The sequence below is a fragment of the Halalkalicoccus sp. CGA53 genome, assembly GCF_036429475.1.
GTDB lineage: Archaea > Halobacteriota > Halobacteria > Halobacteriales > Halalkalicoccaceae > Natronorarus > Natronorarus salvus.
This window is the reverse complement of sequence record NZ_CP144125.1, coordinates 199,148-223,372: the sequence shown is the minus strand read 5'-3', so window position 1 is coordinate 223,372 and position 24,225 is coordinate 199,148. Positions and strand designations below refer to the sequence as shown.

At 52.9% G+C, this 24,225-nt stretch carries 24 protein-coding genes and 4 pseudogenes; 16 read left to right on the top strand and 12 right to left on the bottom strand.

Features of this window, described 5'->3' with window-relative positions:
* Positions 1-235 precede the first annotated feature (235 nt).
* Positions 236-415 carry a hypothetical protein gene (locus V2L32_RS02365; protein WP_331234839.1) on the bottom strand — a complete coding sequence of 60 codons (180 nt, stop codon included), beginning with the start codon at positions 413-415 and terminating at the stop codon, positions 236-238.
* A 207-nt stretch (positions 416-622) separates the two neighbouring features.
* Between V2L32_RS02365 and V2L32_RS02360 the strand changes: the two are divergent.
* The 6 genes and pseudogenes from V2L32_RS02360 to V2L32_RS21080 all read left to right on the top strand — a co-directional run.
* Positions 623-751: pseudogene (locus V2L32_RS02360) on the top strand (IS4 family transposase); the annotation flags it as partial.
* A 46-nt stretch (positions 752-797) separates the two neighbouring features.
* Positions 798-1,905: pseudogene (locus V2L32_RS02355) on the top strand (IS630 family transposase).
* Positions 1,895-2,077: pseudogene (locus V2L32_RS21085) on the top strand (IS4 family transposase); the annotation flags it as partial. The pseudogenes V2L32_RS02355 and V2L32_RS21085, both read left to right, overlap by 11 nt.
* Positions 2,078-2,984: 907 nt before the next feature.
* On the top strand, positions 2,985-3,911 hold the full coding sequence (locus tag V2L32_RS02350; RefSeq protein ID WP_331234838.1) for an MBL fold metallo-hydrolase: 927 nt from the start codon (positions 2,985-2,987) through the stop codon (positions 3,909-3,911).
* Between the two features lie 57 nt (positions 3,912-3,968).
* Positions 3,969-4,724 (top strand): oxygen-binding di-iron domain-containing protein, encoded by a 756-nt coding sequence (locus tag V2L32_RS02345; protein ID WP_331234837.1) that lies wholly within the window; start codon positions 3,969-3,971, stop codon positions 4,722-4,724.
* Between the two features lie 470 nt (positions 4,725-5,194).
* Positions 5,195-5,611, top strand: a complete 417-nt coding sequence (locus tag V2L32_RS21080) for a helix-turn-helix domain-containing protein (protein ID WP_409348397.1) — start codon at positions 5,195-5,197, stop codon at positions 5,609-5,611.
* On the opposite strand, the gene V2L32_RS02340 is transcribed toward V2L32_RS21080, so the two are convergent.
* From V2L32_RS02340 to V2L32_RS02330, 3 genes are all read right to left on the bottom strand, one after another.
* Complete coding sequence (locus V2L32_RS02340) at positions 5,503-5,925, bottom strand: TRAM domain-containing protein (protein ID WP_331234836.1); 423 nt, start codon at positions 5,923-5,925, stop codon at positions 5,503-5,505. The genes V2L32_RS21080 and V2L32_RS02340 overlap by 109 nt on opposite strands.
* A gap of 292 nt (positions 5,926-6,217) precedes the next feature.
* Positions 6,218-6,841 (bottom strand): histidine phosphatase family protein, encoded by a 624-nt coding sequence (locus V2L32_RS02335; protein WP_331234835.1) that lies wholly within the window; start codon positions 6,839-6,841, stop codon positions 6,218-6,220.
* An 87-nt stretch (positions 6,842-6,928) separates the two neighbouring features.
* Positions 6,929-8,194, bottom strand: coding sequence for an MgtC/SapB family protein (locus V2L32_RS02330; protein WP_331234834.1), 1,266 nt, complete (start codon positions 8,192-8,194; stop codon positions 6,929-6,931).
* A 416-nt stretch (positions 8,195-8,610) separates the two neighbouring features.
* Between V2L32_RS02330 and phnD the strand changes: the two genes are divergently transcribed.
* The 4 genes and pseudogenes from phnD (at position 8,611) to phnC (ending at position 12,367) form a co-directional block, all read left to right on the top strand.
* Positions 8,611-9,690 carry a phosphate/phosphite/phosphonate ABC transporter substrate-binding protein gene (gene phnD, locus V2L32_RS02325; protein WP_331234833.1) on the top strand — a complete coding sequence of 360 codons (1,080 nt, stop codon included), beginning with the start codon at positions 8,611-8,613 and terminating at the stop codon, positions 9,688-9,690.
* Positions 9,691-9,784: 94 nt separating this feature from the next.
* A pseudogene (gene phnE / locus V2L32_RS21075) lies at positions 9,785-10,597 on the top strand (phosphonate ABC transporter, permease protein PhnE); the annotation flags it as partial.
* Between the two features lie 27 nt (positions 10,598-10,624).
* Complete coding sequence (phnE, locus tag V2L32_RS21070) at positions 10,625-11,431, top strand: phosphonate ABC transporter, permease protein PhnE (RefSeq protein ID WP_409348460.1); 807 nt, start codon at positions 10,625-10,627, stop codon at positions 11,429-11,431.
* Positions 11,432-11,533: 102 nt separating this feature from the next.
* Positions 11,534-12,367: a phosphonate ABC transporter ATP-binding protein gene (phnC, locus tag V2L32_RS02315; protein ID WP_331234830.1), complete on the top strand. Its 834-nt coding sequence runs from the start codon at positions 11,534-11,536 to the stop codon at positions 12,365-12,367.
* 89 nt (positions 12,368-12,456) lie between these two features.
* Here the strand turns inward: phnC and V2L32_RS02310 are convergent, their stop codons facing one another.
* Both V2L32_RS02310 and V2L32_RS02305 read right to left on the bottom strand, forming a co-directional pair.
* The gene (locus V2L32_RS02310; RefSeq protein ID WP_331234829.1) at positions 12,457-13,257 is read right to left on the bottom strand and encodes an HAD-IIA family hydrolase; all 801 of its coding nucleotides are present in this window, start codon (positions 13,255-13,257) and stop codon (positions 12,457-12,459) included.
* Between the two features lie 66 nt (positions 13,258-13,323).
* Entirely contained in the window at positions 13,324-13,845 is a 522-nt protein-coding gene (locus tag V2L32_RS02305) for a hypothetical protein (RefSeq protein WP_331234828.1), read from the bottom strand.
* Between the two features lie 311 nt (positions 13,846-14,156).
* Here V2L32_RS02305 and V2L32_RS02300 point away from each other — a divergent pair, with 311 nt between their 5' ends.
* Both V2L32_RS02300 and V2L32_RS02295 read left to right on the top strand, forming a co-directional pair.
* Entirely contained in the window at positions 14,157-14,813 is a 657-nt protein-coding gene (locus V2L32_RS02300) for a helix-turn-helix domain-containing protein (RefSeq protein WP_331234827.1), read from the top strand.
* Positions 14,814-14,924: 111 nt separating this feature from the next.
* Positions 14,925-15,809: an IS1595 family transposase gene (locus tag V2L32_RS02295; protein ID WP_331234826.1), complete on the top strand. Its 885-nt coding sequence runs from the start codon at positions 14,925-14,927 to the stop codon at positions 15,807-15,809.
* Positions 15,810-16,851: 1,042 nt separating this feature from the next.
* On the opposite strand, the gene V2L32_RS02290 is transcribed toward V2L32_RS02295, so the two are convergent.
* Positions 16,852-17,709: an alpha/beta fold hydrolase gene (locus V2L32_RS02290; RefSeq protein ID WP_331234825.1), complete on the bottom strand. Its 858-nt coding sequence runs from the start codon at positions 17,707-17,709 to the stop codon at positions 16,852-16,854.
* Between the two features lie 88 nt (positions 17,710-17,797).
* Between V2L32_RS02290 and V2L32_RS02285 the strand changes: the two genes are divergently transcribed.
* Positions 17,798-18,079: a hypothetical protein gene (locus V2L32_RS02285; protein WP_331234823.1), complete on the top strand. Its 282-nt coding sequence runs from the start codon at positions 17,798-17,800 to the stop codon at positions 18,077-18,079.
* Between the two features lie 108 nt (positions 18,080-18,187).
* On the opposite strand, the gene V2L32_RS02280 is transcribed toward V2L32_RS02285, so the two are convergent.
* Both V2L32_RS02280 and V2L32_RS02275 read right to left on the bottom strand, forming a co-directional pair.
* Positions 18,188-18,964, bottom strand: a complete 777-nt coding sequence (locus V2L32_RS02280; protein WP_331234821.1) for a tyrosine-type recombinase/integrase — start codon at positions 18,962-18,964, stop codon at positions 18,188-18,190.
* A gap of 653 nt (positions 18,965-19,617) precedes the next feature.
* Positions 19,618-19,875 carry a restriction endonuclease gene (locus tag V2L32_RS02275; RefSeq protein WP_331234820.1) on the bottom strand — a complete coding sequence of 86 codons (258 nt, stop codon included), beginning with the start codon at positions 19,873-19,875 and terminating at the stop codon, positions 19,618-19,620.
* A 115-nt stretch (positions 19,876-19,990) separates the two neighbouring features.
* Between V2L32_RS02275 and V2L32_RS02270 the strand changes: the two genes are divergently transcribed.
* Positions 19,991-20,341, top strand: coding sequence for a helix-turn-helix domain-containing protein (locus V2L32_RS02270; protein WP_331234819.1), 351 nt, complete (start codon positions 19,991-19,993; stop codon positions 20,339-20,341).
* Positions 20,338-20,748, top strand: a complete 411-nt coding sequence (locus V2L32_RS02265) for a hypothetical protein (protein ID WP_331234818.1) — start codon at positions 20,338-20,340, stop codon at positions 20,746-20,748. The genes V2L32_RS02270 and V2L32_RS02265 overlap by 4 nt, the downstream gene beginning before the upstream one ends.
* A gap of 130 nt (positions 20,749-20,878) precedes the next feature.
* Here V2L32_RS02265 and V2L32_RS02260 read toward each other — a convergent pair whose 3' ends face one another.
* Positions 20,879-21,145: a hypothetical protein gene (locus V2L32_RS02260; RefSeq protein ID WP_331234817.1), complete on the bottom strand. Its 267-nt coding sequence runs from the start codon at positions 21,143-21,145 to the stop codon at positions 20,879-20,881.
* A 121-nt stretch (positions 21,146-21,266) separates the two neighbouring features.
* Positions 21,267-21,713: a hypothetical protein gene (locus V2L32_RS02255; RefSeq protein WP_331234816.1), complete on the bottom strand. Its 447-nt coding sequence runs from the start codon at positions 21,711-21,713 to the stop codon at positions 21,267-21,269.
* Positions 21,714-21,821: 108 nt separating this feature from the next.
* Between V2L32_RS02255 and V2L32_RS02250 the strand changes: the two genes are divergently transcribed.
* The gene (locus V2L32_RS02250) at positions 21,822-22,934 is read left to right on the top strand and encodes a C45 family peptidase (RefSeq protein ID WP_331234815.1); all 1,113 of its coding nucleotides are present in this window, start codon (positions 21,822-21,824) and stop codon (positions 22,932-22,934) included.
* A 270-nt stretch (positions 22,935-23,204) separates the two neighbouring features.
* Here V2L32_RS02250 and V2L32_RS02245 read toward each other — a convergent pair whose 3' ends face one another.
* Positions 23,205-24,041, bottom strand: a complete 837-nt coding sequence (locus V2L32_RS02245; protein ID WP_331234814.1) for a TrmB family transcriptional regulator — start codon at positions 24,039-24,041, stop codon at positions 23,205-23,207.
* Between the last annotated feature and the right edge of the window lie 184 nt (positions 24,042-24,225).

The window sequence follows — 24,225 nt, the reverse complement described above, 5'->3', positions numbered from 1 at the left end:
GGTCTGCGCAACGGTTGAATACGTTGTCGACGAGACCGGGATCGACGGTATGAGAGGACGCAGTTTGCAGATCTGGGAAGTTCAAAGGTTACGCCAATCACTCCCGTTGCCGGCAGGATGGTTGATTTGCATCAGCGCTGCATCAGTAAGTTTTCGTGCGACCGAGACAGCCTGTTTGACGAAGCGGAAGAGGACTTTTTGCACAACTGGCTTCTTCCGCTTTAATTCCAATATTCTAACGGACTATCCCAACGCCTTCTGTGGATTCAATAGATCCGTAGCGACAGACCACGTCGTAGTCCTCTTCTTGGATCGCCACGACAAGCTCGCCGACGTAATAAGCAGAATCGAACACGACGGTGAGAGCCGCTCCAGCCGGGAGCTGGAGCGGCGTCACGATGTCCTTGACGGCCATCTCGGTTTATTTCTTGAACGGCTGCTTGAACTCTGGGGCGAGATCCAATCAGTGAACACGTGCGCACGGTAGGGAATGTAAACGTCGCCGACCATCCGTCTTTAGTTAACAGACGAACCGCGTGACGGCGGCGGCTTATCGAGGCATCTTTTCGAGAGGAATGAGGAGGCGACGAGTGTGTACACCGAAGCCTCCTCATCTCGAATTATGCGTCGGCTCACTACACTGTTTCCCTCCGAGTTCCTCGAAGAGCACGCCGAGGAACTCGGCGTGGTCGAACGCTACCGCAAGCTCCAGATCCCGGCGTTCGTCTGGGCGTTCGTGTTCGGCTTCGCCGTAGTGATTCGGGGAAATTATTGAGGAAAAGCGTTTTCCTCAAGTAGTGACGGGTCAGGAGAAAGAGATTCTTCGTCATTTGAGCGAGGAAGATCTGGATCGATTACTCAACGAAGTTGACGATGTGAAAGTGTACAAGCGACTCGTGTTCATCAAGCGGCTGTACAAAGGAGCGACGCTCATTGAAGCCGCTGATGATGTCGGGAAATCAGAGGGGACAGCCAGCAACTGGGTTGAACGCTGGAATGAAGGAGGACTGGGCAAGCTCACGCCGAACTTCGGGGGCGGCAGGCCCCCGAAGCTCGACGAAACCAAGCAACAAGAACTGATCGACCGCCTCCGTGAAGGTCAGCCCTGGAAGAAACAAGAGATTCAGCATCTCCTTAGTGAGGAATTTGATGTCAAATATCACCCTCACTACCTCCCAACGATTCTGGACGAACTTGGCCTCTCGTACGCGATTCCTCGCACCAAACGTCCTGACCGCCCAGACAACGCCGAAGCAATCCTCGACGAACGCGTCGAGTATGCGTTCGACGAGGAAGACGACGATCATCCCCACAACAAGCGCGAGGACGACGAAGACGACGAAGAGTGGGACACCGACGACGATCTTTGCACTGATGGTGGGCTCGTAGTGGGGGTTTTTCGATGTGTCGCACCCACAACCGTGGGACAACTCTCAGCGGTTGTACACGGTCGATGAGCCTCACATTACCCGGCCGCTAGTGAAAATCGACACACCAGCGGCCGGGTTCTATGCGCTCAACGGTGAGAGCGTGCTGTCGTTTCCACCGAATCAAGCGAAAGAAGAGATCTGTGAGTGTTTCAAGGAGATTCGCGAGCAGAATCCCGGCACGCGGATTCTGCTCGTGTTGGATAACTTCTCCTCTCACGTCTGCAAGTACACGCGCAAGCGGGCCCACGAACTCGGGATCGATCTCGTGTTCCTCCCGGTTGGTTCACCGGACCTCAATCCAATTGAACCAGTCTGGAAAAGTCTCAAGTGGAAGTCTTCGCCGCTGATCGTTGACGGCGAAGACGAATACCGAGCACTGCTCGACGAGCTGTTCGAGCAACTGACCGAGAAACTCAGCTTCGCTGCCTCCTGGATTGACAATCACTTCGACGGATTCCTCAATAAGATTCGCTAATCACTACCGGTCGCACGCCCAGCTCATCCTCCACGAACTCGGTGTGTATCTCGGCTACTCGCCACCGCCGCTATTGGAACGGCTGATCGAGGACGCACAGAAGATCTACAAACAACAACCGGTCTTACAAGAGACGCTCGCCACCGCTACTCAACCGAGGTGTGAGTCTTAGCTAAAGACGAATGCGTCGCCGACTTGGATGCAAGTGGTGACGAACCCGTTCCTCTGCTTGAGTTCGCCTTCGGCTGGATTGTACAATTCGGCGACGCCATCCGAGTGATTGGCGTAACCTTTGTATGTCACAGCTCTGAAAACCGGTCCTCCTCATATCGCCGATCCCGTTCACGTCGACGATGTGTTCAAACGTTGTGCCGACCACTCGGTGGCGTCGCCGGTTTATTTGGAGGATCACTTCGTCATTCATATCGACGTCGAGTTGCTCAAAGACGTACGCAGCCTGCTGGTGAGCAAGGTCGGTGGCTGATCAGTCGGCTCCACTGAGAAAGTAGCGATAGGTGCGGTCGGATTTCGCGTCCGGACGCGAAATCCCTCGAGTGAGTCCACTAGCCGTTGGCCATAATCACCGCGCTCAGGAGCACGGTGAAGGACTCGAAGTTACGGCTATCCAGGAAGGCCAAATCGAACTGTTCGAACACGTGTACAAACCACGACTCAAGACGAGTGAAACCGAGTACGATGGTGCTGTGTTGCGAGTGTACAGGGAACCGCTGTTCGATTCGTTTCCACTGCTTGCTGACTGGTCAGCGAGCGTAGGAAAGAATTGCCAAGTCGAGTTTAGATTTAAAAAGTCATATTATAGATAAGTCCTCTTAGGGATTCTTCTGACGGCTCCGTGTTCGCCAGGTGATAATGCCGAATTGGATCAGAATTGGATAGAGTTATAGCTTCAAGAGTCGAAATTCCCAATTGATGCATTCTAAAAGTCGTATTTAGGGCAAGCTGTGACGACGAACTATTGGCTGAGTCAGTTTAGCTCATTCTGGAACAATTGCTTATGTTAACGGTACCTCATTAAGCGTCGATAATTATAAATAGCTTAACCTCTACGTCCTATTTGCATGGCAAGTAGAGTCAAGGAGGAGACTAATGACTTTGAGTCACCGTATAGAATAACAGCAGAAAGTCCAGAAAAAGGATTAGCAGGAGGATATGTGAGGAAAATTGAAGATGGTGTATATTGGTTGAGCATTGCTCAGGGGTTCGATATCCTACAGCAATATTTCGAAGAGCAAATGGAAATGCGTCAGGAAGTGCCAGACTGGTATGATCCTGATAAAGACATTATGATCACTGTTAATGCATGGCTTGTCATAGGTGATGAGAAGACGCTATTGTTTGACTCACTCCCTCCAAACTTCACGGATACGATTTTAGAGATGTTGGATGTGACTCTGGGAGATAGAGAATTAGATTATTTAGCCGTCTCTCATCCCGATGTTCCTCATGCTGGTAATACGGTTCCTGTTCTAAGAAAATACCCCAATGCTAAATTAATCGCTCCAGATGTAGGTGATAATCACGAGCTATATCACCTTGAAAATAGTATGAAAGTCGGTGACGGTGACGAAATTGATCTGGGTGGTCGTATTGTCAAATTCCACGATGCGAAGTTTGTAGATGCCCCCATGAGTATATGGATGTCTGAGGAAAAAACTGATTGCCTCTTTACGGTTGATTGGCATGGGTTTTTCCATACTAGAGAAGAATTAGGAAAATTTGTCGATGAATTGGAAGTAGAATACGGAGAAGACCTTGATGTTTCGAGATTCACTGAGACTGAGGCTCGTGCACATTATTGGATGGCCTGGGCCGATCCTGAAAAGCTCAAAGATGAAATTGATTATATTATAAAGAAACATGAGCCTTCCATCGTAGGTCCCTCGCATGGGCTCGTGATGAAAAATGATCCAATTAAGTATCTAGAGATGGAGAAAGAAGTAGTGGATTCAATTAATCAAAAAGGAGGTACCTGGGGATATGTGTAGTATTACTGACAACAAGCGACAATCACTACAAACCAAAGCTAAAAGAGGTATTATACAATGAGCGTACGGTTAACAGATAAGGTCACATGGATCAAGGATTGTTTCAAATCGGATGAGGGCTTTCATCAGCATTTGAATTTATATTTGGTCGAATCATCAGATGGAACATTTTTAATTGATTCAGGCCCGTGGAACCACCGTGAAAAAATAAAGGCAGAGATCAATAATCAACTAAACGGACGCGATCTAGATGCTGTTGTTCTTACACACGCTGATTTACCCCATTCAGGAAATGTCCCCCATTTCCTTGAAGAGTGGGGTACAACAGAACTATGGTTTACCTCAACCAATCCTGAAATGCAGGGATTCGAGCATATTGATGTCCATCGAGGTATCCTCGATCAAAAAATGAATATTGCCGGTCATCAAATTGAATTTATCCCTGCGCCTCTTGTTGATCGGCCACATACCTCCTGGATGTTTGATTTCACAACAGACACCTTGTACTCGGCAGACGCCTTTGGTTGTTATCATACACAGAACCAATGTGACTTAACATCTGATGATTTAGACGAAGGGTTAAATTTCAACCATATATTGAACTTTAATAGGGACACATTCAAGTGGTTGAATTATGCAGAAGCAGATAGAATATGTGAACGAATCAAACAAGACATTGAAAAATATGATCCTGAGATTATTGCCCCAAGTCATGGTCATCCTATCTATAAGGAAGATATAGGCAACTATTTAAGCCATTTCGAAGATGCCGTGAAAAAGATAGAAAGTGAATATGAAGTTGGTCTTGTTTAATCAGGATATAGAATAGTGTGCTCTGCATTCGTTTTTAGATAAGACTCACACCTCGGTTGATACTGACCGCCAAAAGTACGTGGACCACTGCTACTGGACACCCTTTGTTGAGGGCCTCAGACGTTGTTTCCTATGATCGGTGGTTCACGTATTCGCCACCGACTGTATGAGTAGCCGTAGCGAGTGTCTCTTGTAAGATCGGTCGTTGCTGGTGGATCTTTTGTGGTCTTCGATCAGGCACTCAAGGAGAACCAGAGTATCGAGGAGGCAGAGCGGATCTGCGAGAACGACCAGTGGACCCTCTACCGGATGAACTGGGCGGAGAACATCCACTTCCTGACGAAACTCCTCCTTGAGTACGAGGGAGCGGTCCTCTTGGCGACTGCTGTCTCGAATGGATGGTGCATTCGGCACTCTTTCCGACACACGATTGTGTTTCGAAGACTTACGACTAATCGAGCGAGAACGGTATGTCGCTCACGTTGACCGCGATCTACGAGATGAACGACGACCGCTCCGGTCAGTTCGGGCTGACCGAGGAGCAAACGGAGGCACTCACGCTCGCGACCGAACGTGGCTTCTTCGTGGTACCACGGGAGATCGATCTCCAGGACCTCTCTACCGAACTCGGCATCTCTCACCAGTTGCTCTCCGAGCGGCTTCGACGAGCACAGTACACGCTCAATATAAACACGGTTCTCGTGCGGTCCGAACCGGAGGAGTCGGCGGAGCTCTCGAAGCAAGTGAGTCTTTTTTGTGATGGCTGGATAGAAAAGCGCTATTTCTCTCCGCTGATCATCTGCGCGAATCCGACGGTCTCCCGTACCTCGTCGATTCGGACGGTTAGTTCATCACCAGGTTCTCCACCGGGGACGATCAGAACGTAGCCCCGCTCCACTTTTGCGATGCCATCGCCCTGGTCTCCAAGGGCTTCAATAGTGACTGTGCGAACCTCGTCCTCTGCCACCGGAGGGTTCTGAGCATTCTCAGGGGGTTCTCGGGTTGAACGTTCCCCGGACTCGGATGTTTGCTCAGTAGCTCTGTGAAATTCTATGATCGCGACACGGTACTGTTCTCCGGGTGTGATCGCTGAATCCGGGCTACCGACCTGATCCGCTGGTAGTTCGATGATGTGTTTCTCCTCTCGCTGTTGGAGATCCGCTGTAAAGAGCAGGCGAAGAGTATCTGGTATCTCAGGCATGACGTGGCTTTATGCAGTGATCTTATAAATAACCGCACGACACGTCACTACTCACTCATAGATCTCGATTCCTTCATAATAGATGGATCACACGATCCGACCGTTAATATCTTCGAATTTGGACTGAACGACGATCTTGTACTCTATGGTTTCCGGATTGAGTGGTGCTTCGTCAAGACCGAGGTCTTCGTTGATACTTACTGATGATATGGTCCTCAACCAAACCTTCGACATAATGGATTGCGTGCAACCCCATACTTGTTTGTCACGGCAGGCAGATATTTCTCCATCATCAAATAGGAAAATCTAGATGTGCTGAATCGTTCACCCGTTTGATATTCCAATCACCATTATAGCTTATTTCGTTTATGGCAGTATTTTCTTGGGAAAACCTGTCTGCGAGAGAACAGTCTCCACACAGCATTGAAGAGATAATCGCTCGGTTCAGACTACCATGAGCTACAATAAGAATGGTCTCCCCAATTGAAGATTGAAGAATTTTCTCTATCTTAGGGAGACTTCGAGTTACAGCGTCATCTACGTTTTCACCTTCGCAGGGACGAAAAGTACTATATGGTTCATCTGCTGCTTCTGCGACCTCGATTAGGTCGTTCTTGGATCGACCTTCGTAAATTCCGAAGCTTCGTTCTCTGAGTTCAGTAGCCGTGTTGACTGTCAAATCATGAGGTTCAGCTACAATTGTAGCCGTTTGACTTGCTCGGTCCAAATCACTGGCATAAATCTGATCTATTGATTCGTTTTCTAATCGATTTCGGAGTGCTTTCGCTTGCTTGATTCCCTTTTCTTCCAGCGGAATATTTGCATGACCCTGAGTGATTCCTTTCCTATTGTGTGCAGTTTGCCCATGTCGGATTAGCAGCAAACGAGTCGTATCGACGACCGATGGGATAGTCATGTAGTGGTCTTCTTCTCTATAGAATTCACTCCAAGGGATAAATGGATGTTTCGGAGATGATCGCGCTAGAGTACGTTCTTTGTGACATTATATGAAAAAGTAAATACTAAGACCTAAAACACCAATCACAATCATCGGTACCATTGCTTTCAATCGCATTTGTCCGTTAATCAATTCAATTAAAACGATTTTCGATGTTAAACTTGCCATGATACCTAACATGACCATTCCTCCAGCTGCCTCAACACTTACTGTCCCCTGATTGTATACTGTGGCAGCCGACACCGCGACTGCAGCTGAGGAGACAAGACCTCCTGTATAAGCCGTCATAAAGAGCCCCATATCACCTAATACATTCTGAGAAGCGACGGACATGATAGTAATTGCAACATAGATGATGGCGAATTTCGCGGCTGATTTAAATGAAAATGGTGAATCAATGTCGATATTGAACTCTTCGTAATAATCTCCAGTTTTCACTAATACGTAAGCAATGAGGAGAGCTAATCCAATCATTGCAGCAGCGGGCTGCCATATTGTCCAAAAGATCGCGAAGGCGAGAACTGAAGCGAGACCAACATTACGAATGATCATTGAGACCACGGACAACATAATACCCGATGAAGCGGCATCAAGGGCGTCCCGGGATTGATTCGCCATTCGAGCCATAACCGCAGCCGTCGCGAACGAATTCGCCATTCCCGCTAGGATTCCGGTTAGCTGAAGTCCTTTAGAGCCCCCGAACTGACGCATTGAGATGTATCCAGAGAACTCTATCAAGAGGACAAATATAGCAAATACTAGAACCTCCCGTAGACTTACTACGCCATATGGATCAATTGGTTCTGCAGGAAGGATTGGATATAGTATAAATACTAGCGCACCAAGTTTTAATGTGTCCGTCAACTCTGTATATGTTAGGCTATCAACATAGCTCGACATTCGGTGTTTTTCGGCGAGTAAAAAGGCAGTAATGATAGCAATTGAGGATGCTTCGATGTACTGCCCATATCCAACCAGAATCCCAAGCAGTGCCACAAGAAAAACAGTAACGGATGTTGTGAATCCCAGATCCTCCAGCGCTACAGTATATCTAATATAAATTATTGATAAAGCGATAGCTAACGCTAGTCCCAAATAAATCACCACAAGTACAGGATATTCGACAATCTCCGCATAGTGGACCATAACCGGACCAGATCCACAAAGAAGTGCAAGTGTTCGAAGGCCAGCATACTTATCAGATGACTCTTTCTCTCGTTCTAATCCGATTAACCCGCCGATTGCAATGGCAATGACTACCTGTAACAGCATTTCTGGGACTTCGAAGGTAGCAAGTGAGAGTTCAATCATTTTATCATAATCCCCAACTGCTAGACGAGAGGGCCAAGTAAGATATATTGCTTTTGGTAGTCACGGGCATGACTATATTTGTCACATTGAGAAATTCAGATTAAAGGAGTCATCGAACTCAACAGTGGATTTACTAATAAGCTAGTTATTTATCAATCAAATTTCTATAATGTTGTATCGAATCTACATTCGGAAGGGGTAAGTAAACGTGCCCAATCCATAGAATTTCGGGGATATTGCCACTACTAAGATGATACTTCACATTAACATTACCAACTACAATTTAGACCTATTTAGGTCTATCTAACAATCTATAAAATATAGATGACACAAAGTTTTATTACCCATACACGAATTGACTATTCTGAATGCCATTAGATAACACGAACCGACGGAAGTTCATCAAAACGAGTGGTATGGCAGTAGTAGGAACTGCTTTCGCAGGATGTCTGGGCGAAGATTCCGGAGACGATGATGTTGCTGCAGATGACGACGACACAGACGGAGATTATTTCGACGAATTCGACCCAGAAAATCCACACGGTTCATTGCCCCAAACAGCACAAACACTGTTTGATAACGGTTTCAATGAAGGTAGTGAGGAGGTACTTCAAGAATTCGAAGAGCGAGATGAGCCAGTACATGGAAATGCTCCTCTTGATGTGGAAGAAACTGGGGAGGATTATATCGACCCAGATACTATCTACTACGCGTATGGCCAAGGTGAAGATGCAGTTGACATCTACCAAGATGCGTTTGATCCACTGATCGAAAACATCGAAGAGGAAACTGGACGTGATTGCGAATTTCTTACTTTAGACGACCCCACTGCGGTTGTGGAAGCAATGCGCGCCGAGCGATTGCACGTGAGTTCTGTAGGTGCAGGGACTACCCCATATATCGTGAATATCGGTGGGTCAGTTCCGTTCACCATGCTGGTGGACGAAGGAACGTTTGGCTACCGATTGTGGACGACCGCTGCCGTTGATAATGATAACTTCAGAAGTATTGACGATCTCGTAGGACAGGAAGTAGCTCATACTACTGAGACTTCAATGTCTGGAAATCTGGCTCCACGTGGGCTTCTTCCTGATGAGGAAGGAATAACTCCCGACGAGGATTATGAGGTGGTCTATTCGGACGGCCATGAAATGAGTCTTAGAGGAATAGAGGCCGGTGACTACGAGGTCGGACAAGTAGCGAGCAGTATCTTTGGAAACATGTATTCTGCTGGAGAAATTGATCCGGAGGACTTCCGGGTGATATGGATGAGTGATCCATTCCCTTCACTCCCTACCGGGTACCGTTACAATCTTGAGCCGGAAATAGTCGAAGGCATACAAGCAGCGCATTTTGATTATGACTATAGCGGGACATCGATTGAAGAAGAGCTAGGGGAACAGACATTCATTGAATTCGATTACGCGACACACCATCATCCTATCCTCCAAGTGCATGCCGAACTTGGTATCGAGTATGAGGTTGGAGATCTATAGCGAGGAATAATCACTTACTGGTTCCTTTTACTGTGATAGTTGATATGATGGGCGAGAAAGTTCAGCTAACAATACGACATTCAAGTGTGGACCTATGACAACAGCAGAACGAACTCAGGATAAATCAACGTGGGAGAAGCCAACAGTCTTCTATAACGAATACGTGAAGTGGCTTGTTTATACTATAATTGTCGCATTCTTCTTATGGAGTGTATGGGAGATACAGATTTCCCTTGAACGGTTTGTCTATGGTATAGAGCAGGGTGCACACATCGTTGACCGCGGTTTCCCTCCAGATTTCGGGCCTGGAAGACGTGAGCAGATCTGGGCTGATACCTGGGAAACGGTAGCGATGGCGATAGTCGCGACTGTTTTTGGAATTGCAATGAGCGTTCCAGTTGCTATTATGGCGTCCAGGAATCTAGTTCCTGAGCCTGTTTTTTGGATAGGACGTACGATTGTTGCATGCTCTCGTGCGTTCCACGTGCTCATTATCGCGATCATCGCTGTCATGGCTGTTGGTTTCGGACCGTTAGCGGGCATCATCACGATGTCAATCAAGACAATTGGATTCTTCGCGAAGCTCCTTGCGGAAGAAATTGAAGATATCGATCCTGTACAGTTCGAAGCGGTGAAAGCTACAGGTGCCAGCGCACCCCAAGTTCTTGTCTACGGGGTCCTACCACAGGTATCCCAACGGTTTGTAGCTTTGACGATCTACCGATGGGATATAAATCTCAGATCAAGTGCAATCATCGGTATCGTTGGAGCGGGAGGAATTGGTCAACTGCTACTCAGCTCCTTCAATAGGTTCGAATACGACTTCGGTCTTGCAATCTTGCTTGTTATCATCGCACTCGTTCTTTTCGGTGAGGTTGTTAGCGCGGTTGCTAGAAAGCGTATCGAGAAGAGCGGTGGTCGAGGCGTCAAGGAAATTGACCGAGAGCTAACCGCTGACAGAGATACCTGGGATCGCTTTACATCGAAACAACAGTTTACACGATATGGATTTGTCGGATTTAGTTTTGCTATATTCGTTGCATCGTGGTTCTATCTTAATATGTCACTGGAATATATATGGACTGGTCCGGCAGCACTCGGTGATCTTTTCAGTCGGATGTTCCCACCGAATCCCGTTATTATTCCTGAGATGGTTGGTCCATTGCTTACATCAATCCACATTGCAATACTTGGAACTGTATTTTCAATCGTGCTATCAGTTCCAGTGGCGTTTATAGCAGCGGACAAAACATCTCCGAACCGATATACCTACGGCTTAGGAAAAGTCATCATCACTGTCAGTAGATCGGTTCACGAAATTATTTGGACTCTGTTATTTGTCGTTATGTTTGGGCCTGGTGCGCTCGCGGGTGTCCTTGCACTTTCGGTCCGATCCGTCGGTTTCATTGGAAAGCTTCTGAATGAAGCGATAGAAGAAATCGATATGACCCAGGTTGAAGCGATGAAAGCCACTGGAGCTGGGACAGCCAAAACGTTCGTTTACGCTATTGTTCCTCAGGTAATGCCCGCATTCATCGGCATAGCTACATACCGATGGGACTCAAATGTTCGCGCTTCCACCGTAGTCGGATTCGTCGGTGGTGGTGGAATCGGAGTTCTATTGATGGACACAATCAACACATTCCGCTGGGCTGAAGCCGTCGTCATCTTAGGTGCGATCTTAAGCGTCGTCCTCTTCAGTGAGGTAGTCTCGGCGTACCTCAGAAAGAAGGTGATGTAGCGATGAATCCACTAGTCCTGTTTAAAACCGAACGAACTACAACACTACGAATGTTACACAACCACATACAGATGGTCGATCAAGCAAATACAACGTGATACCATGCTCGAAGTAAAAGACCTTACAAAGATTTACCCGACAGGAGACCAGGCATTAGATGGAGTTTCACTCTCGGTCGAGGGGAATAACACAGTAGCAGTTATCGGACCCAGTGGAGCTGGCAAGAGCACTCTGATAAGGTGTATAAATCGATTGGTCGAACCGACAAGTGGTGAAGTATGGCTTGACGAAGTAGAATTGACTTCGCTATCGAAATCTGAACTTCGGAAAGAACGACGTGATATTGGGATGGTATTTCAGGAGTATGGCCTCGTAGAGCGATTAACGGTAATGGAAAACGTCCTTTCTGGCAGGCTTGGATATGTAAGTTTTTTGAAATCGTTTCGAAGAAAATACCCCTCGGAAGACGTTCGACACGCTTACGATGTTCTTGAACGGGTCGGACTAGGGGGATTTGAGGATAAACGCGTTGATGAATTATCTGGGGGGCAACGCCAGCGGGTGGGGATCGCCCGTGCTGTAATCCAACGGCCAAAACTCATGCTGGTGGACGAACCAACTAGCAGTCTTGACCCGGAGACCTCCCATGCGGTGATGGACCTACTCACGGAGATCGCCGATGAATCAAATATTCCGGTATTGATCAATATCCACGAGGTACATCTCGCTGAGGAATTCTCTGACCGCATTGTAGGCCTGACAGATGGTCAAATAGTATTCGAAGGGCCGGTCAAAGACTTAACTGATGATGTGAAAGATACCATCTACCGCTCTGAGGATCCACCAAAGCCTGGCGAAACTGAATCAGAGGAAGAAGTTACCACAACTCAAGCCGGCGGGGACGTTGTAGAGGGGATTGAAACTCACGACGGCTAACATCCAGAATCATTTCTCTACACCAAGCGAGAGATACCATCTAGTAATCGAGAACAAGCACCGAATGGAAGGCATCAATCCGTTATGTACTAACAACTGTCAGTGATTTCAGAGAGCGATTGGAGAACGCGGTTCGGTTTAATCCCTGTCTCTTCTATACTTTTTCGAGAGTGAACACCTGTTAGCACTAAAACTGAAAACATTCCTGCTTCTTTACCAAATGTCACATCTGTCTCAAGCCGATCACCAACAACACACCATTTAGATGGATCATCAATACCAAGAACTTCCATACAGGTCTCTATCGCTATCAAAGATGGCTTCCCCGTAATATAATCAGGTTCGGTACCACTTGCTGTATTAATTGCAGCTAAGAGTGCCCCAGTGCTCGGTACCCGACGATTCGCTGATGGACGAGAAGCGTCTGTATTCGTTGCGACATATGTTGCACCATTGGAAAGGGCTTGAAGAGCGTCGGAAAGTTTCGGATAATCAAAACTGGTATCTAATCCCACCAGAAGAATATCGGCTTCCAATGGATCTGTAGTAAGAGGAAGATGGTTTGAGACGATATCCTTCTTGAATGGGTCCTCACCTATTAGCAAAATTGACTTCCCCTTAAATCTGGATTTCAAGAACTCAATCGCTATCCATCCTGACGTAATGATAGATTCCACCTCAGCGTTAATTCCTGCTTTCTTTAGTTTCTGAGCGTGATACTGACGCCTTTTACTAGCATTATTTGTCACAAAATATGTATCAATACCACGATTTTGTATGATGCTTATTGCATCGCTCGCTCCTTGGATCGGTTGATCACCACGACAAACCGTCCCGTCAATATCGATGATTATTCCATTTAGATCTTCGAGGGAAAACGAACCTTCCATTGCTTTTTCCCAATTTGGCTATGGCTATTTACTTCTTGCCCAGTCCGATGGGCCTGTCAACCAAAACTACGGCGGGTGGATTATCCCACCATTACCGGGACCTCCTCCATTGCCCCCACCGTTCCCTGGTCCCCCGATCCCAGTTCCTCGAAGGGTGACCGAGTGTGGACTTCCGGAATCGTTCCCGGTGATCGTCAGAGTCATTTGGGCCTGTTCATTGGCTCCCGGTGCGAACGTCACTTGGATCCGAAGTTCGTCACCGCGCCTGAGAAGCCGGCTCCCTGTCGGTGCCCAGGAAAACGTCGGAATCCCTGGGGCACCAAGTCCAGTTGGCGGGTCAGGAGAGGTGGGAATCGAGAGGACAACGGTGGAACCAGTGTTGTTCTCGATGGACAGCGTTCTCGTTCGGAGATCCCCGGCGACCACCTGACCGAACGACACACTCGACGGGACATCCAGTGGCGGACCCTCGATGTTCGTGAGTTCCCCTTCGGCAGATAATACGACGTTCTTGCCTCCGAGGATAGACCACTCCAACCGACCACTGATATCCTCGAACATCGACTCATCGACGACTTTGAACTCCATCGTCTCAGCGTCTTAGACTGTCAGAGGCACATCTACACCCTTCCTCTATCTTGGTCCCCGTCGGGCGTACTGCTCGAAGTACTTCGCCTTCCGACGTCGGACAGCGCCGAGTGAACGGCTGGCGTATCTGGGCGATCCATTTCATGCGTGGGGGATTTGATTTCCTGCACTAGCAAGGACCGACACACGCGAACCTCAACGGGGTCTTTGAGACGTCTCTATTCACGCTACTGAAGGCTTTCTCTACTGTATGCCTCTCTGAAACATTCCGGTTTGGCAATAGCTATGCTACGATAAAATTGAGACATTCTATGGCGACTATCGCGGAGTTCACGCTCCCGGTTGATGGGTTCGTACTGGACGAGACGATTCAGGAGGGATCAATCGCGGAGATCGAGGTCGAGCGCGTCGCGGCTCACGGCTCAGACTACGTGATGTCGTACTCGTGGCTCACCGCCGAGGATTTCGACCGAATGAACCGGCTCCTCGAGGCAGATTCCTCAATCGATTCGTTCGAGTTGCTCTCCACGACGGACAGCGATACGAGGCTCTACCGGATGGGCTGGGGGGAGCGGATCGAACTCCTTATCCAGATCATGACCGAGCGGAATAGTGCGATCCTCTCGGCGGTCGCCTCTGAGGGGGAGTGGCACTTTCGAGTGCTGTTTCCAGAACGCGAGGCACTCTCTCGAGTGGCTGAATCCGCAGAGGAGCTGGATGCCCACCTCGAGGTCATCACGACCTATTCGATGGACGACGAACACGAGGGGCGCTTCGGTCTGAGCGACTCCCAGTACGAGCTGCTGGAACTCGCGACCGAGCGTGGCTACTACGACGTTCCACGGGAGGTCACACTGGAGGAACTCGCAGAGGAATTCGAGAGTACGCATCAGTCGCTTTCAGAGCGACTGCGTCGGGCAGAGAAGACACTGAACGTCAACACCGTCCTTCTTGGTGAGTTCGAGTGACTGCTTGGGATTTATCCCTAACGCTCTTCGGAAGCAGGTTGTTGGTCGAGTAGAGCTGGCGCTGGAGAAGCGTAGCGGGCAAGGGTGACGCTGCCGCGTCACCCGAATGCAATGTTCCCATTTGAATTGCTTAGCTCAGAGGCGAGCGCCGCGAACCTGCTACAGCAGGTTCGCTGGCGTGACGGCCTCTACTGCCCGCGCTGCCAGTCTGAGTCGGTGATCAAACACGGCAGCTTTCGAGAGTATCAGCGGTATCTCTGTAAGGATTGCGACCGCACGTTCAACCCAAAGACCGGCACGATCTTCGCGCACGCGAAGATCGGCCTCGATAAGCTCTTGTTCGCGTTCTACTTGTTGCTCCGGTTCAACACGAGTATCCGCCAACTTGACGCTGAACTTGACGTGTCGTATCGGTCGCTTCGGCGGCGCGTCGAGCAGTTCGCCAGAACGCTCGACGCGCCAGCCATCGATCTCGTGGGGCCCGTCGAAATCGACGAAGTCTACGTGACTGCGGGGTTGAAAGGCCGCGAGCGCGACTCCCGGTCGCGCTCGCGTGGGCTCTCGAAACGTGGTCGCGGAAGCTATGCTCAGGACAAGCCACCAGTGTTCACACTCGTTGATCGTGGTAGCGACCAGCGATACGTCGTCCCAGCGAAATCCGCTGATGAATCGACCGTTCGACTCCTCCTCGGCGACTGCGAGGAGGAGTCGCTCACTGTCTACACTGACGGATTTCGAGCATACGATCCACTCGAAGAGGACGAGAACTACCAGCGAGAAGCCGTGATTCATAGCGAGGGCGAATATGTCGATGGAGACGCACACGTGAACACCTGCGAGAGCCACGCGTCGCTTCTGCGACGGTGGCTCTCGCCCCATCGGGGCGTCTCAAAAGACAAGCTCACACCGTATCTCAGAGCGTTCCAGCTTCGCCGAAGAATCTTACGAAAACCCGGTCAAGAAGCTCTCGAAGAGGTCGTTCGAACTGTACTCTGATTCACCAACAACGTGCTTCCCATGAGCGTATCCCTAAATTCGGTACATTGTCCTTTTTCGGCGCTCTTGTATAGGAGATTGGTGGTAGATACTCTGTGGATTCGAGAGCGGGTGATGAAAACACTGTGTTGGCCGGTAAGGACATCGTTTGACACGCCGGGTCTGCTCCGAATCCAATCTCGAAACCGGTAGACAGCAGTCCTCCCAACATAGTGCTTTCCGAGAGGAAACGTAGCTCACAACTGGGACACCTAAAGCAAGATTACGGTTGTTCTCGGGTGAAACCGGCCGATAGTGACGTGAGTTCTTCGGAACCGAACGTGGTATCACTCAACGCTGTTGCTCGAGATGAGCGAACGGGGTTGTCGATAGAGGGTTATAAGACGTCGAACTCTGCGATCTCCGTCGATCCACAGTCTGGGCACATCCGCTCGTTGGGTCTGAGCATCGCCCCGCAGTTGCGACACTCGTGGATGAGATCCTCATCTTCATCCAACCACCGCCGCACAGTGGCGGCAAGTGACATAGGTTCTTGACCTTGGTACTGCAACTCAATAGGTCTTCGTACTATCATTCCCCCCGTCTTGAATGATTAAGGTATGAGAGGAGACGAAAATGAACGTGAGCCGGGAGTCTCCAAGGATCGTGTTTGTGTCACGACGTTACCTTGCCGATCTCGTTAACATTTGACCAATGGACTATTCACTTCGACAAGGATTATAACGGGGTGGCAACTAGTAAACTATGACCGGATTGCAACACCCCATGACAGTGGTGCTTTCCTGGTCTCGTGTCAATTAAAGCGCATAGATTGACAATGAGTGGGGGGTCGGTTTCCAGACCCCAGTCTTTCACCACCTCGTTAATCGTATCTCAGGCAACAGTTAGCCTCATTAATTTACTGATCCTCCAGGAGCAGGTGTGATGAATTCCCGGATGCGGGTACTCCACGTCATATGATGCCACTACCTAGTAGTGAAGTGGTAGGAAATACATTCAGCATGGTGCATTGCCAGAAAATGAGTGCGTCAGGCCAATCTCTCTACCCCTCCAGGTGGGTCACATTCCTCGCTAAGTCGCTGTAGACGTGCCCAGTGAGGAACTCACGTATCGCCGATGTGACGAACTCGGGATCGTCGAGATTCGATGCGTGTCCGCCACCGGGCACAACGTAAACGATGGGATCCGTATTCGAAAGATGGTTAATTAATCGCTCGGTGATGACATCGAAGGCCGACGGGAGGTGTTCGCCGTGTAGACTGAGCGTCGGCACTGTAAGTGGAGAAAGATCGAGGTCGGCCTTCGGAAACCGTGCGGTCGCGTCAGCGATCTTGACGAACTCCTTATGGGGTATCGTCGGCGCTTGCTCAACGAGACGCTGGACGGTCTCCTCGTCGCCCGAGATTCCTGGGACGAGTCGTTGACCGACCCGAAGCTGCCACCGGTTCAGGGTTTTGTAATTGACGAGTCGGTCCAGCCGACTGAGCACCCGGATGTTCGCCAATGCGATCCGCCCGGTCAACGGCATCGGACCGGTCGGAAAGGTATCGACGAGGACGAGTCCAGCCACCTTCTCCGGGTGAGCTGCGGCGAACGCTTGAGCGACGGCGCCGCCCATCGAAACGCCACAGATGACCGCCCGGTCGATGTCGAGCGCGGTCAACAGTGCGTCGAGATCAGCTGCGAAGAGGTTGATAGAGTATGTCTTTGCGTCGGAACTGCCGGTGTGTCCGTGGCCTCGAACGTCGTAAGCGATGGTGGTGTACGCGTCGCTGAGAGCCTCCATCTGGTGCTCCCACATGGTGGTGCTCATGACCATCCCGTGGATGAAAACGACCGGTGGCCCGTCGCCATGGCTGACGTAGTACGTCTCGATATCGTTGGTCTGAACGGTTTGCATATAAGCGTAGGTACATCCCCACGCGAGATGAACTCGCCGTAGAGAATACAACAGAAGCTATACGGACAGGTTCGTCGTCTCTGTTGGTATGAGTCCGACAGTCTCCGAACTGCGGAACGCTATCCGTCTATCTGTGGGTCGATTCGAGCGCGAGGTGAACACTGCATTCACGAAAGAAGAGCTTGCAGCTATCGCTGATGCCGTGGGGTTCTCTCCTGAAAGCGAGGGACGTCCGCCGAAACACGTGATGCGTTCGGGTATCAGATGGCGGGTCGGGCTGAGTGAGTCGCTGGGGTCGGCTGATGGATCGTCGTTCTCAAAAATTGAGTTACAAGCGATTGCAGACGCTCTCGATACGGACACTGAGTGAATAGTCGACAATCCTGGGGTGAGCGGTTAGGCGAGGTGCTGCAAGTGTATGTGGACTCGTCTGACGCCGACCGGTCAGCGTCTATCACAATAGAAGAGAAGTGTAATTCTATACTTGAGAGAGGTATCGCCGCCGCTGCTCCATTTTCTTCCGTTCGGTCCGCCTGTCGTAGTGGTCCTCGATGACGCCAATCGAGACGTTCGCTCGTTCACTGACGACCGAATCAGGCACATCGGATGAGAGCCAGTGCGTGATCGCGCCCCGACGGATACAGTGGGGCGAGACAGAGGAAGGACACCCATGGGCTGCACTCCGCATCTGCGCTGCGTCGCAGCTCGAAATCGAGCGATGATGGGGACACTCGTTCGTATACTCGCAGGGCCGGGTAAGCGAATACGCGTACGATTGAATCGTAGTGAGATGGGCTCTCCCGTGGACAGTCGATAAAAATGGCACTCGCTCGTACTCATCGGTCGCCTCTGGGCGTCGGTCGGCGAGCCACGCATCGAGGACAGTACACACTTCAGGCGAGAGCGCTACGTAGCGTTCTCCTCGGTGCTTGTTCTTGATCGGCGTGCCCGTCTCAGCACGATGTCTGACTTCGAGTGCCATCTCACCGGAATCGTAATCCTCGAAGTCCAGTGCTCGAACAGCCCCGCGCCGAAGTAAGCAGTGCCACATCAGTACGAAGCAGACATGTCGAGGCGAGGCGAACTCGTACAACGAGAGTTTCTCCAGAATCATCTCGGCGACATCAGCGTCGAGCATCTCATCTCGCGATTTCTCCTTGTCCGACAGCGTCGGTGAGACGACCTTGACCGAGAGGTCGACCGGAACGGCGTCGAGGGACTCGCACCACCGAATGAACACCCGCAGCGTGTCCATCTGCCCTTTCTCGCTGGCTGGTGCGAGATCGCCTTCGACCCGACGCCAGAGTCGGTACCGGTGCAGATCTCGACCGCTTAGGTCGTTCAAATTCCGGATCTCTTCTTCGGCGCACCAGCGAGTAAAGTGGCCTAATCGAGAACTGTGCGAATAGAGCGTCGATTGAGCTAATTCGGCTTGCTTGTCAGTGAGATACAACTCGACGGCTTCGTCCGGGGTGATCGGTTCGAGTGACATTGTTGTTCCTGCGGTGAGTGAACCTCATGCCACGGTACCCCCGAAATCGATAGACGGAGCGGCGGCGTAATCTACTTCGTCACACGCTATGACGCAATCCCGTCACGCCCGTTCGAAATACTGTCGGATCCGATTCGACAGACTGCGTCGGGTTGCTTATAAACGGACCTTTGGCCGCGAATTCGAGTCCGTTCCGGTTCCGAACGGGGGCCGGCGTCATCGTGCGATTCGCTACAGCTAGTTGTCTTCAGTGCGATATAATCGTACCGGTGAACCGATTTCGATGGAGGACTTCGGAGAGCGTCGCAACCGATTAGAGGTGAGGTGGGAAATCGGTACGATGGGGTTCGAGAAAGGAGATCGGGTTCGGATCGACATCCCCGACGAGAGGAGAATTCGGTAACAGACTGACAACCCTACCCCTCGATCGGAGGGTCCTGTGCCGGGATATACACCCTCTTTAGCGGGACCTTTGCCTTGTACTCCGATTCGAGATCTTCGTAGTGATGGATCAACAGCTCGATGAAGCCGTCGCGGTCGACGAGCGTCACGCGCTGGCTCGAACTCTTCGCCGCCATTTCTGCGTCACTGGTAAACCCACCCGTCGAGACGAACAGCTCTTTCTCGGCACCCACGAGCGTTCCGGTGAACGAGCGCATGTCGTGGCCGCCCACTTTCGACTGCTAGCGTTTAACTTGGACTTTGACGAACAGCTCGTCGAAGCCGAGCGCGTCGGGGTGAGCGATGACGTCGACGCCCATATCGTGGACGTCGGACAGACATTCGAACATGTCCATCGATATCGATCGCTTCGAAGAGGGCGATCCAGAGGAACTGGAAGAGGTGAGCAATCCGGAGCGAGTGATCGCGTTCCTCTTCGAGAACGAGGATCGCGCCTGGAAGGCGACGGAGATCGTCCGGCGAACGGGGGTCAACGAGAACTCGATCCACCCCGTCCTCTCGCGACTCGAAGAGCGCGGTCTCGTCAGGCACAAAGGGCCCTACTGGGCGATCACCGACGACACCGACCGGCTCCGACGTGCCTACGACCTCCACAGGGTGACCCAGCTCTTCGACGAACTGTACGGCGAGGAAGACCGTGACGAGTGGGTAGAGGCGAGCGATCGAGCGACCGAATGAGCGCTCCACGCGAACGGATCGTCGGCGTAGACGATCCGTTCGAAGAGGGTGACGCGGGACGCCCGTGGGTGATCGTCAACATTCCCGAGATACCGTTTCACGGCGAGCAGTACGTCGTGCTCGCGCTCTCGACGCGAACCTGGTACGACGAACGGCTCCCGATCGCGGACGACGACCTGCTCGCGGGCGGGTCCGGAGGAGAGTTCGATCCTCACATGGGGGGTCGATCGATCCCGAGGACATCGGCCGGGAGCTGGGTCGGCTGGACGAACGGGTGGTCGACGACGCGGTCGGTACACTCGCGAGCTATCTCGGCGTTCGCACCAAACCCGATCGGTGACCGCGATCCGATACCGGATCGTAGGGCGGTGTGTGTTCCAGATGGCTCGAGACGGTTCAGTCGGTGACTGCGAGAGATCGATCGGAGGACCACGACGGGCGAGACTCAGAGCACTATCCGATCGCTCGCTTCGCCGTTCAGGTCCGCACGAACCAGTACCCCGATCACTCGAGAGCGGCTCGATCGCCGGCCGTTCTCTATCGGGTTCGCCGATCGTCAGTCCGTGGAAAACGGGGCCACGTTTCGAAGAGTAGCCTGTCCACACCGAGACCAACGAGGGCCGCGAAGACCGCCGAGAGGAGGACCGGTCCGAGCGCCACGACTACTGCCGTCCCGAGCCCATCGACGACGTGCGGGCCCGGGAACGCCCTTGAGAGGAATCCGGTGAAGAGGATGACCACGAACGCGACCCCGAAGGCGTACTCGAAGACGATGCGGTTCTCGACGGTCGATGCGGGCGCCATACGATCGATCCGTCTTCGAGGGGGTCCGTAATCAACCCCTCGGCCGGTGGATGGGCGGGACGGGCCGCGACGACCGTGACCGGTTCGACCGCGAACTCGAAGGATCACGAACTGCCCGGACTCACTCCTCGCCCCGTTCCGGGCTCTCTCGTTCCGAGCCGTTCTCCAGGTCGAGCGCGAGGTTCGTGAGCAGCCGTTGCAGTTCGGTCTTCCTGAGGTCCTTCCCGAGCCAGTCCTTCAGGAACGAGAACGCACCGCCGAAGGTGAACTCGGAGCGTACCGAGACGCGCGTGTTCCCGTTCTCGCGCACCGTGATCCGGGTGTGCATCTCCTCGAAGGGGCCCTCGCCCTCGACCTGCGTGTAGCTGTAGCCGTTCTTCAGTTCCCGGAACTCGAGTGTCGTGGCGACGTTCTCGCCCGTCGCGGTCACGACCGTCGTTCCGTCCGACTCCGTCACATCGGTCACGTCGTAGGTGCCCGCGTACTCGACGATCGACGCCGGCGACAGCGCCCGTTCGACCTCGGTACGGGGGACCTCGAGGAGGACGGTTGCTTCGACGGTTCTCATCGTCTCGACAGAGGGCCGAAGCGTGTATATACCATCGGCTCCGGCGGCGAGAGACGGGACCCCGGCCCCGAGGGGGAGACTTTTGCCCCCGCTGTGTGAGCGAGAGACATGACCGAGTTCGAGCGGATCGTCCTCCGCGGCGAGCCCTACGACCGCGGCTACGAGCACGGCGAGCGCCTCTCCGGGGCGGTCGCGGCGAACGTCGAGACGTACACGCAGCGCTTCGATCACGAGGGAGTCGACCTCGAGACCCTCCGCGACGGCGCGGAGCGGTACGTCGGGCAGATAGAGCGCGAGAACCCCTCGTACGCGGCGGAGATGCGCGGGATCGCGGAGGGAAGCGGGGTTTCGCTCACCGACGTCGCGACGCTGAACGTCCGCTGGGAGGTGCTCTACCCCGCGTGGAAGGAGGGGATCGAGGGAACGGACGCGACGTACGGAGCGACGGAGCCACCGGTCGACGGCTGTACCAGCTTCGGGGTTCGGGCACCGGCGACCGCAGACGACGCGTGTTACGTCGGTCAGAACTGGGACTGGCTCTCGCCGATCGCGGAGACGATCTTCCTCGTCGAACTCCGGCGCGAGGACGCCCCCGACGCGCTCTACATGACGGAGGCGGGGATCGTCGGGGGGAAGGTCGGGCTGAACGAACACGGGATCGGGCTGGCGGTGAACGGACTGATCTCGACCGAAGACGGGAGAAACGAGTTCGAGAGGCCGTACCACGTCCGGTTCCGCGAGGTGCTCGACGCGGATCGGTTCGACGACGCGCTCAGGCCGGTCGTCGAGACCGATCGGGTCTGTTCGGCGAACGTGCTGCTCGGCCACGCGGCGGGCGAGATCATCGACCTGGAGGCAGCCCCGAGCCGGGTCGGCCCGCTCTACCCGGAGGAGGGGGTGCTCACCCACTCGAACCACTTCGTCTCCGGCGTCGCCGAGAGCGTCAACGAACGCCGGGGGCCGAGCACGCTCTACCGGGCCGCTCGGCTGCGTCGGCTGCTTTCCGAGAGCGACGGGGCGCTCGGCGAGGAGGAGATCGGCGAGGCGCTCCGCGATCACTTCTCGTACCCGGCGAGCATCTGCAAGCACGTCGATACGGACCTCCCCGAGGAGGAGTACGGCCAGACGAACGCGAGCCTGATCCTGGACCTCGGAGAGCGCCGGATCCTCGCGGTGCGGGGCCCACCCTGTGAGGGGGAATACCGCGAGTACAAGCTCTGAGACGGGCGATCCTCGATCAGGTGTGGACGAGAATAGGTCGAGAAGGTCTCTGACACGGCCCGATGGGGATGGGTGGTCGGGGTGGGTGACGATACGATACGATCCGATACGATCCGATCCGGGCTTTCTCTCTCGGAGCCCCGCCGCGCGTCGTGACCACACCGACACAGGTCTACCGAGACGACCCGGGTGACGGGGAAGACCGATCCTGCCGACGCCGTGGGTATCCCCGGTCTCGACTGGGAACGGCCCCGGGTCGTCGCTCGGTTGCTAGGTGGGAAACCTGCCGAGTTTGCCGTCCGGCCCCAGCCCCGTCGCCATGAGTCGCCGGGCGATCACCACGATCCCGTTGTCGAAGCCGTCCCCGAACACCGCTTTCTCGGTCACCGCGCCGCCGCCGTTCGTCCCGCTCATCGAACTCACGAGGATCGCCTCCCGATCGATCAGCACGAGCCGGCTGATCGTCGTCGTGTCCTGGCTGTCGATGGGGGAGCTGCGCAACCAGTCGAGTCCCGAGACGAACACCTCCGCCTCGGGGATCTCGGATCGAACCAGGTCGCGGAGCTCCTCGGTGGCCGTCCCGATGAACACGGAGAGCCCCCGCTGTCGAGCGTGTTGGAGGAGATCCACCAGCTCCGGCGTGAGGACGTCCTCGTGGCCGACGACCAGGACGATCTCGCTGTCGGCGCCGTCGACGAGCTGGATCGTCCGGTTGGCGATCGAGCTCTCGCCGGAGAGCGCCCAGACGTCGTGCGTCAGCTCGGGATTGCCCTCGTCGGGGACGGCCGAATCGAGGTCCGCGAGCGTCTCCGCGAGCCGGTTCGAGCGGTCTTCGTACTCGTTGCGGAGCGTCTCGGCCGCCTCGGCGATCGGAACGGCGCGGAACCGCTGTGGATTCGAGCGCTGGACCTCGACGAGCCCCTTCCCCTCGAGGACCCTGATCGCGTCGTAGATCCGGGTCCGGGGCACCTCCGAGATCTCGCTGATCTGCTTCGCCGTACCGCTCGGGAGCCGCGAGAGCGCCACGAAGCAGGCCGCTTCGTACTGTTTGAGTCCGAGTTCCTGCAGTAGCTCGACCGCCTGTTGCTGTGTAGATCGTTCATTCATGGGTCCCAACCACTTCACCGGCCGCTCCGGTGCCGTCCCTGTTGTTGTACGCTCTCTCGGAAATCCGTTCTCCTTCGTTCGTGGTAACACGTACTCTGTAAGTCGTATCCATACCCCCCTCTACGAGAGATAGCTACATGAAACGCTCTGACCGATATCTATCATAACTGTTCATTCCGCAATT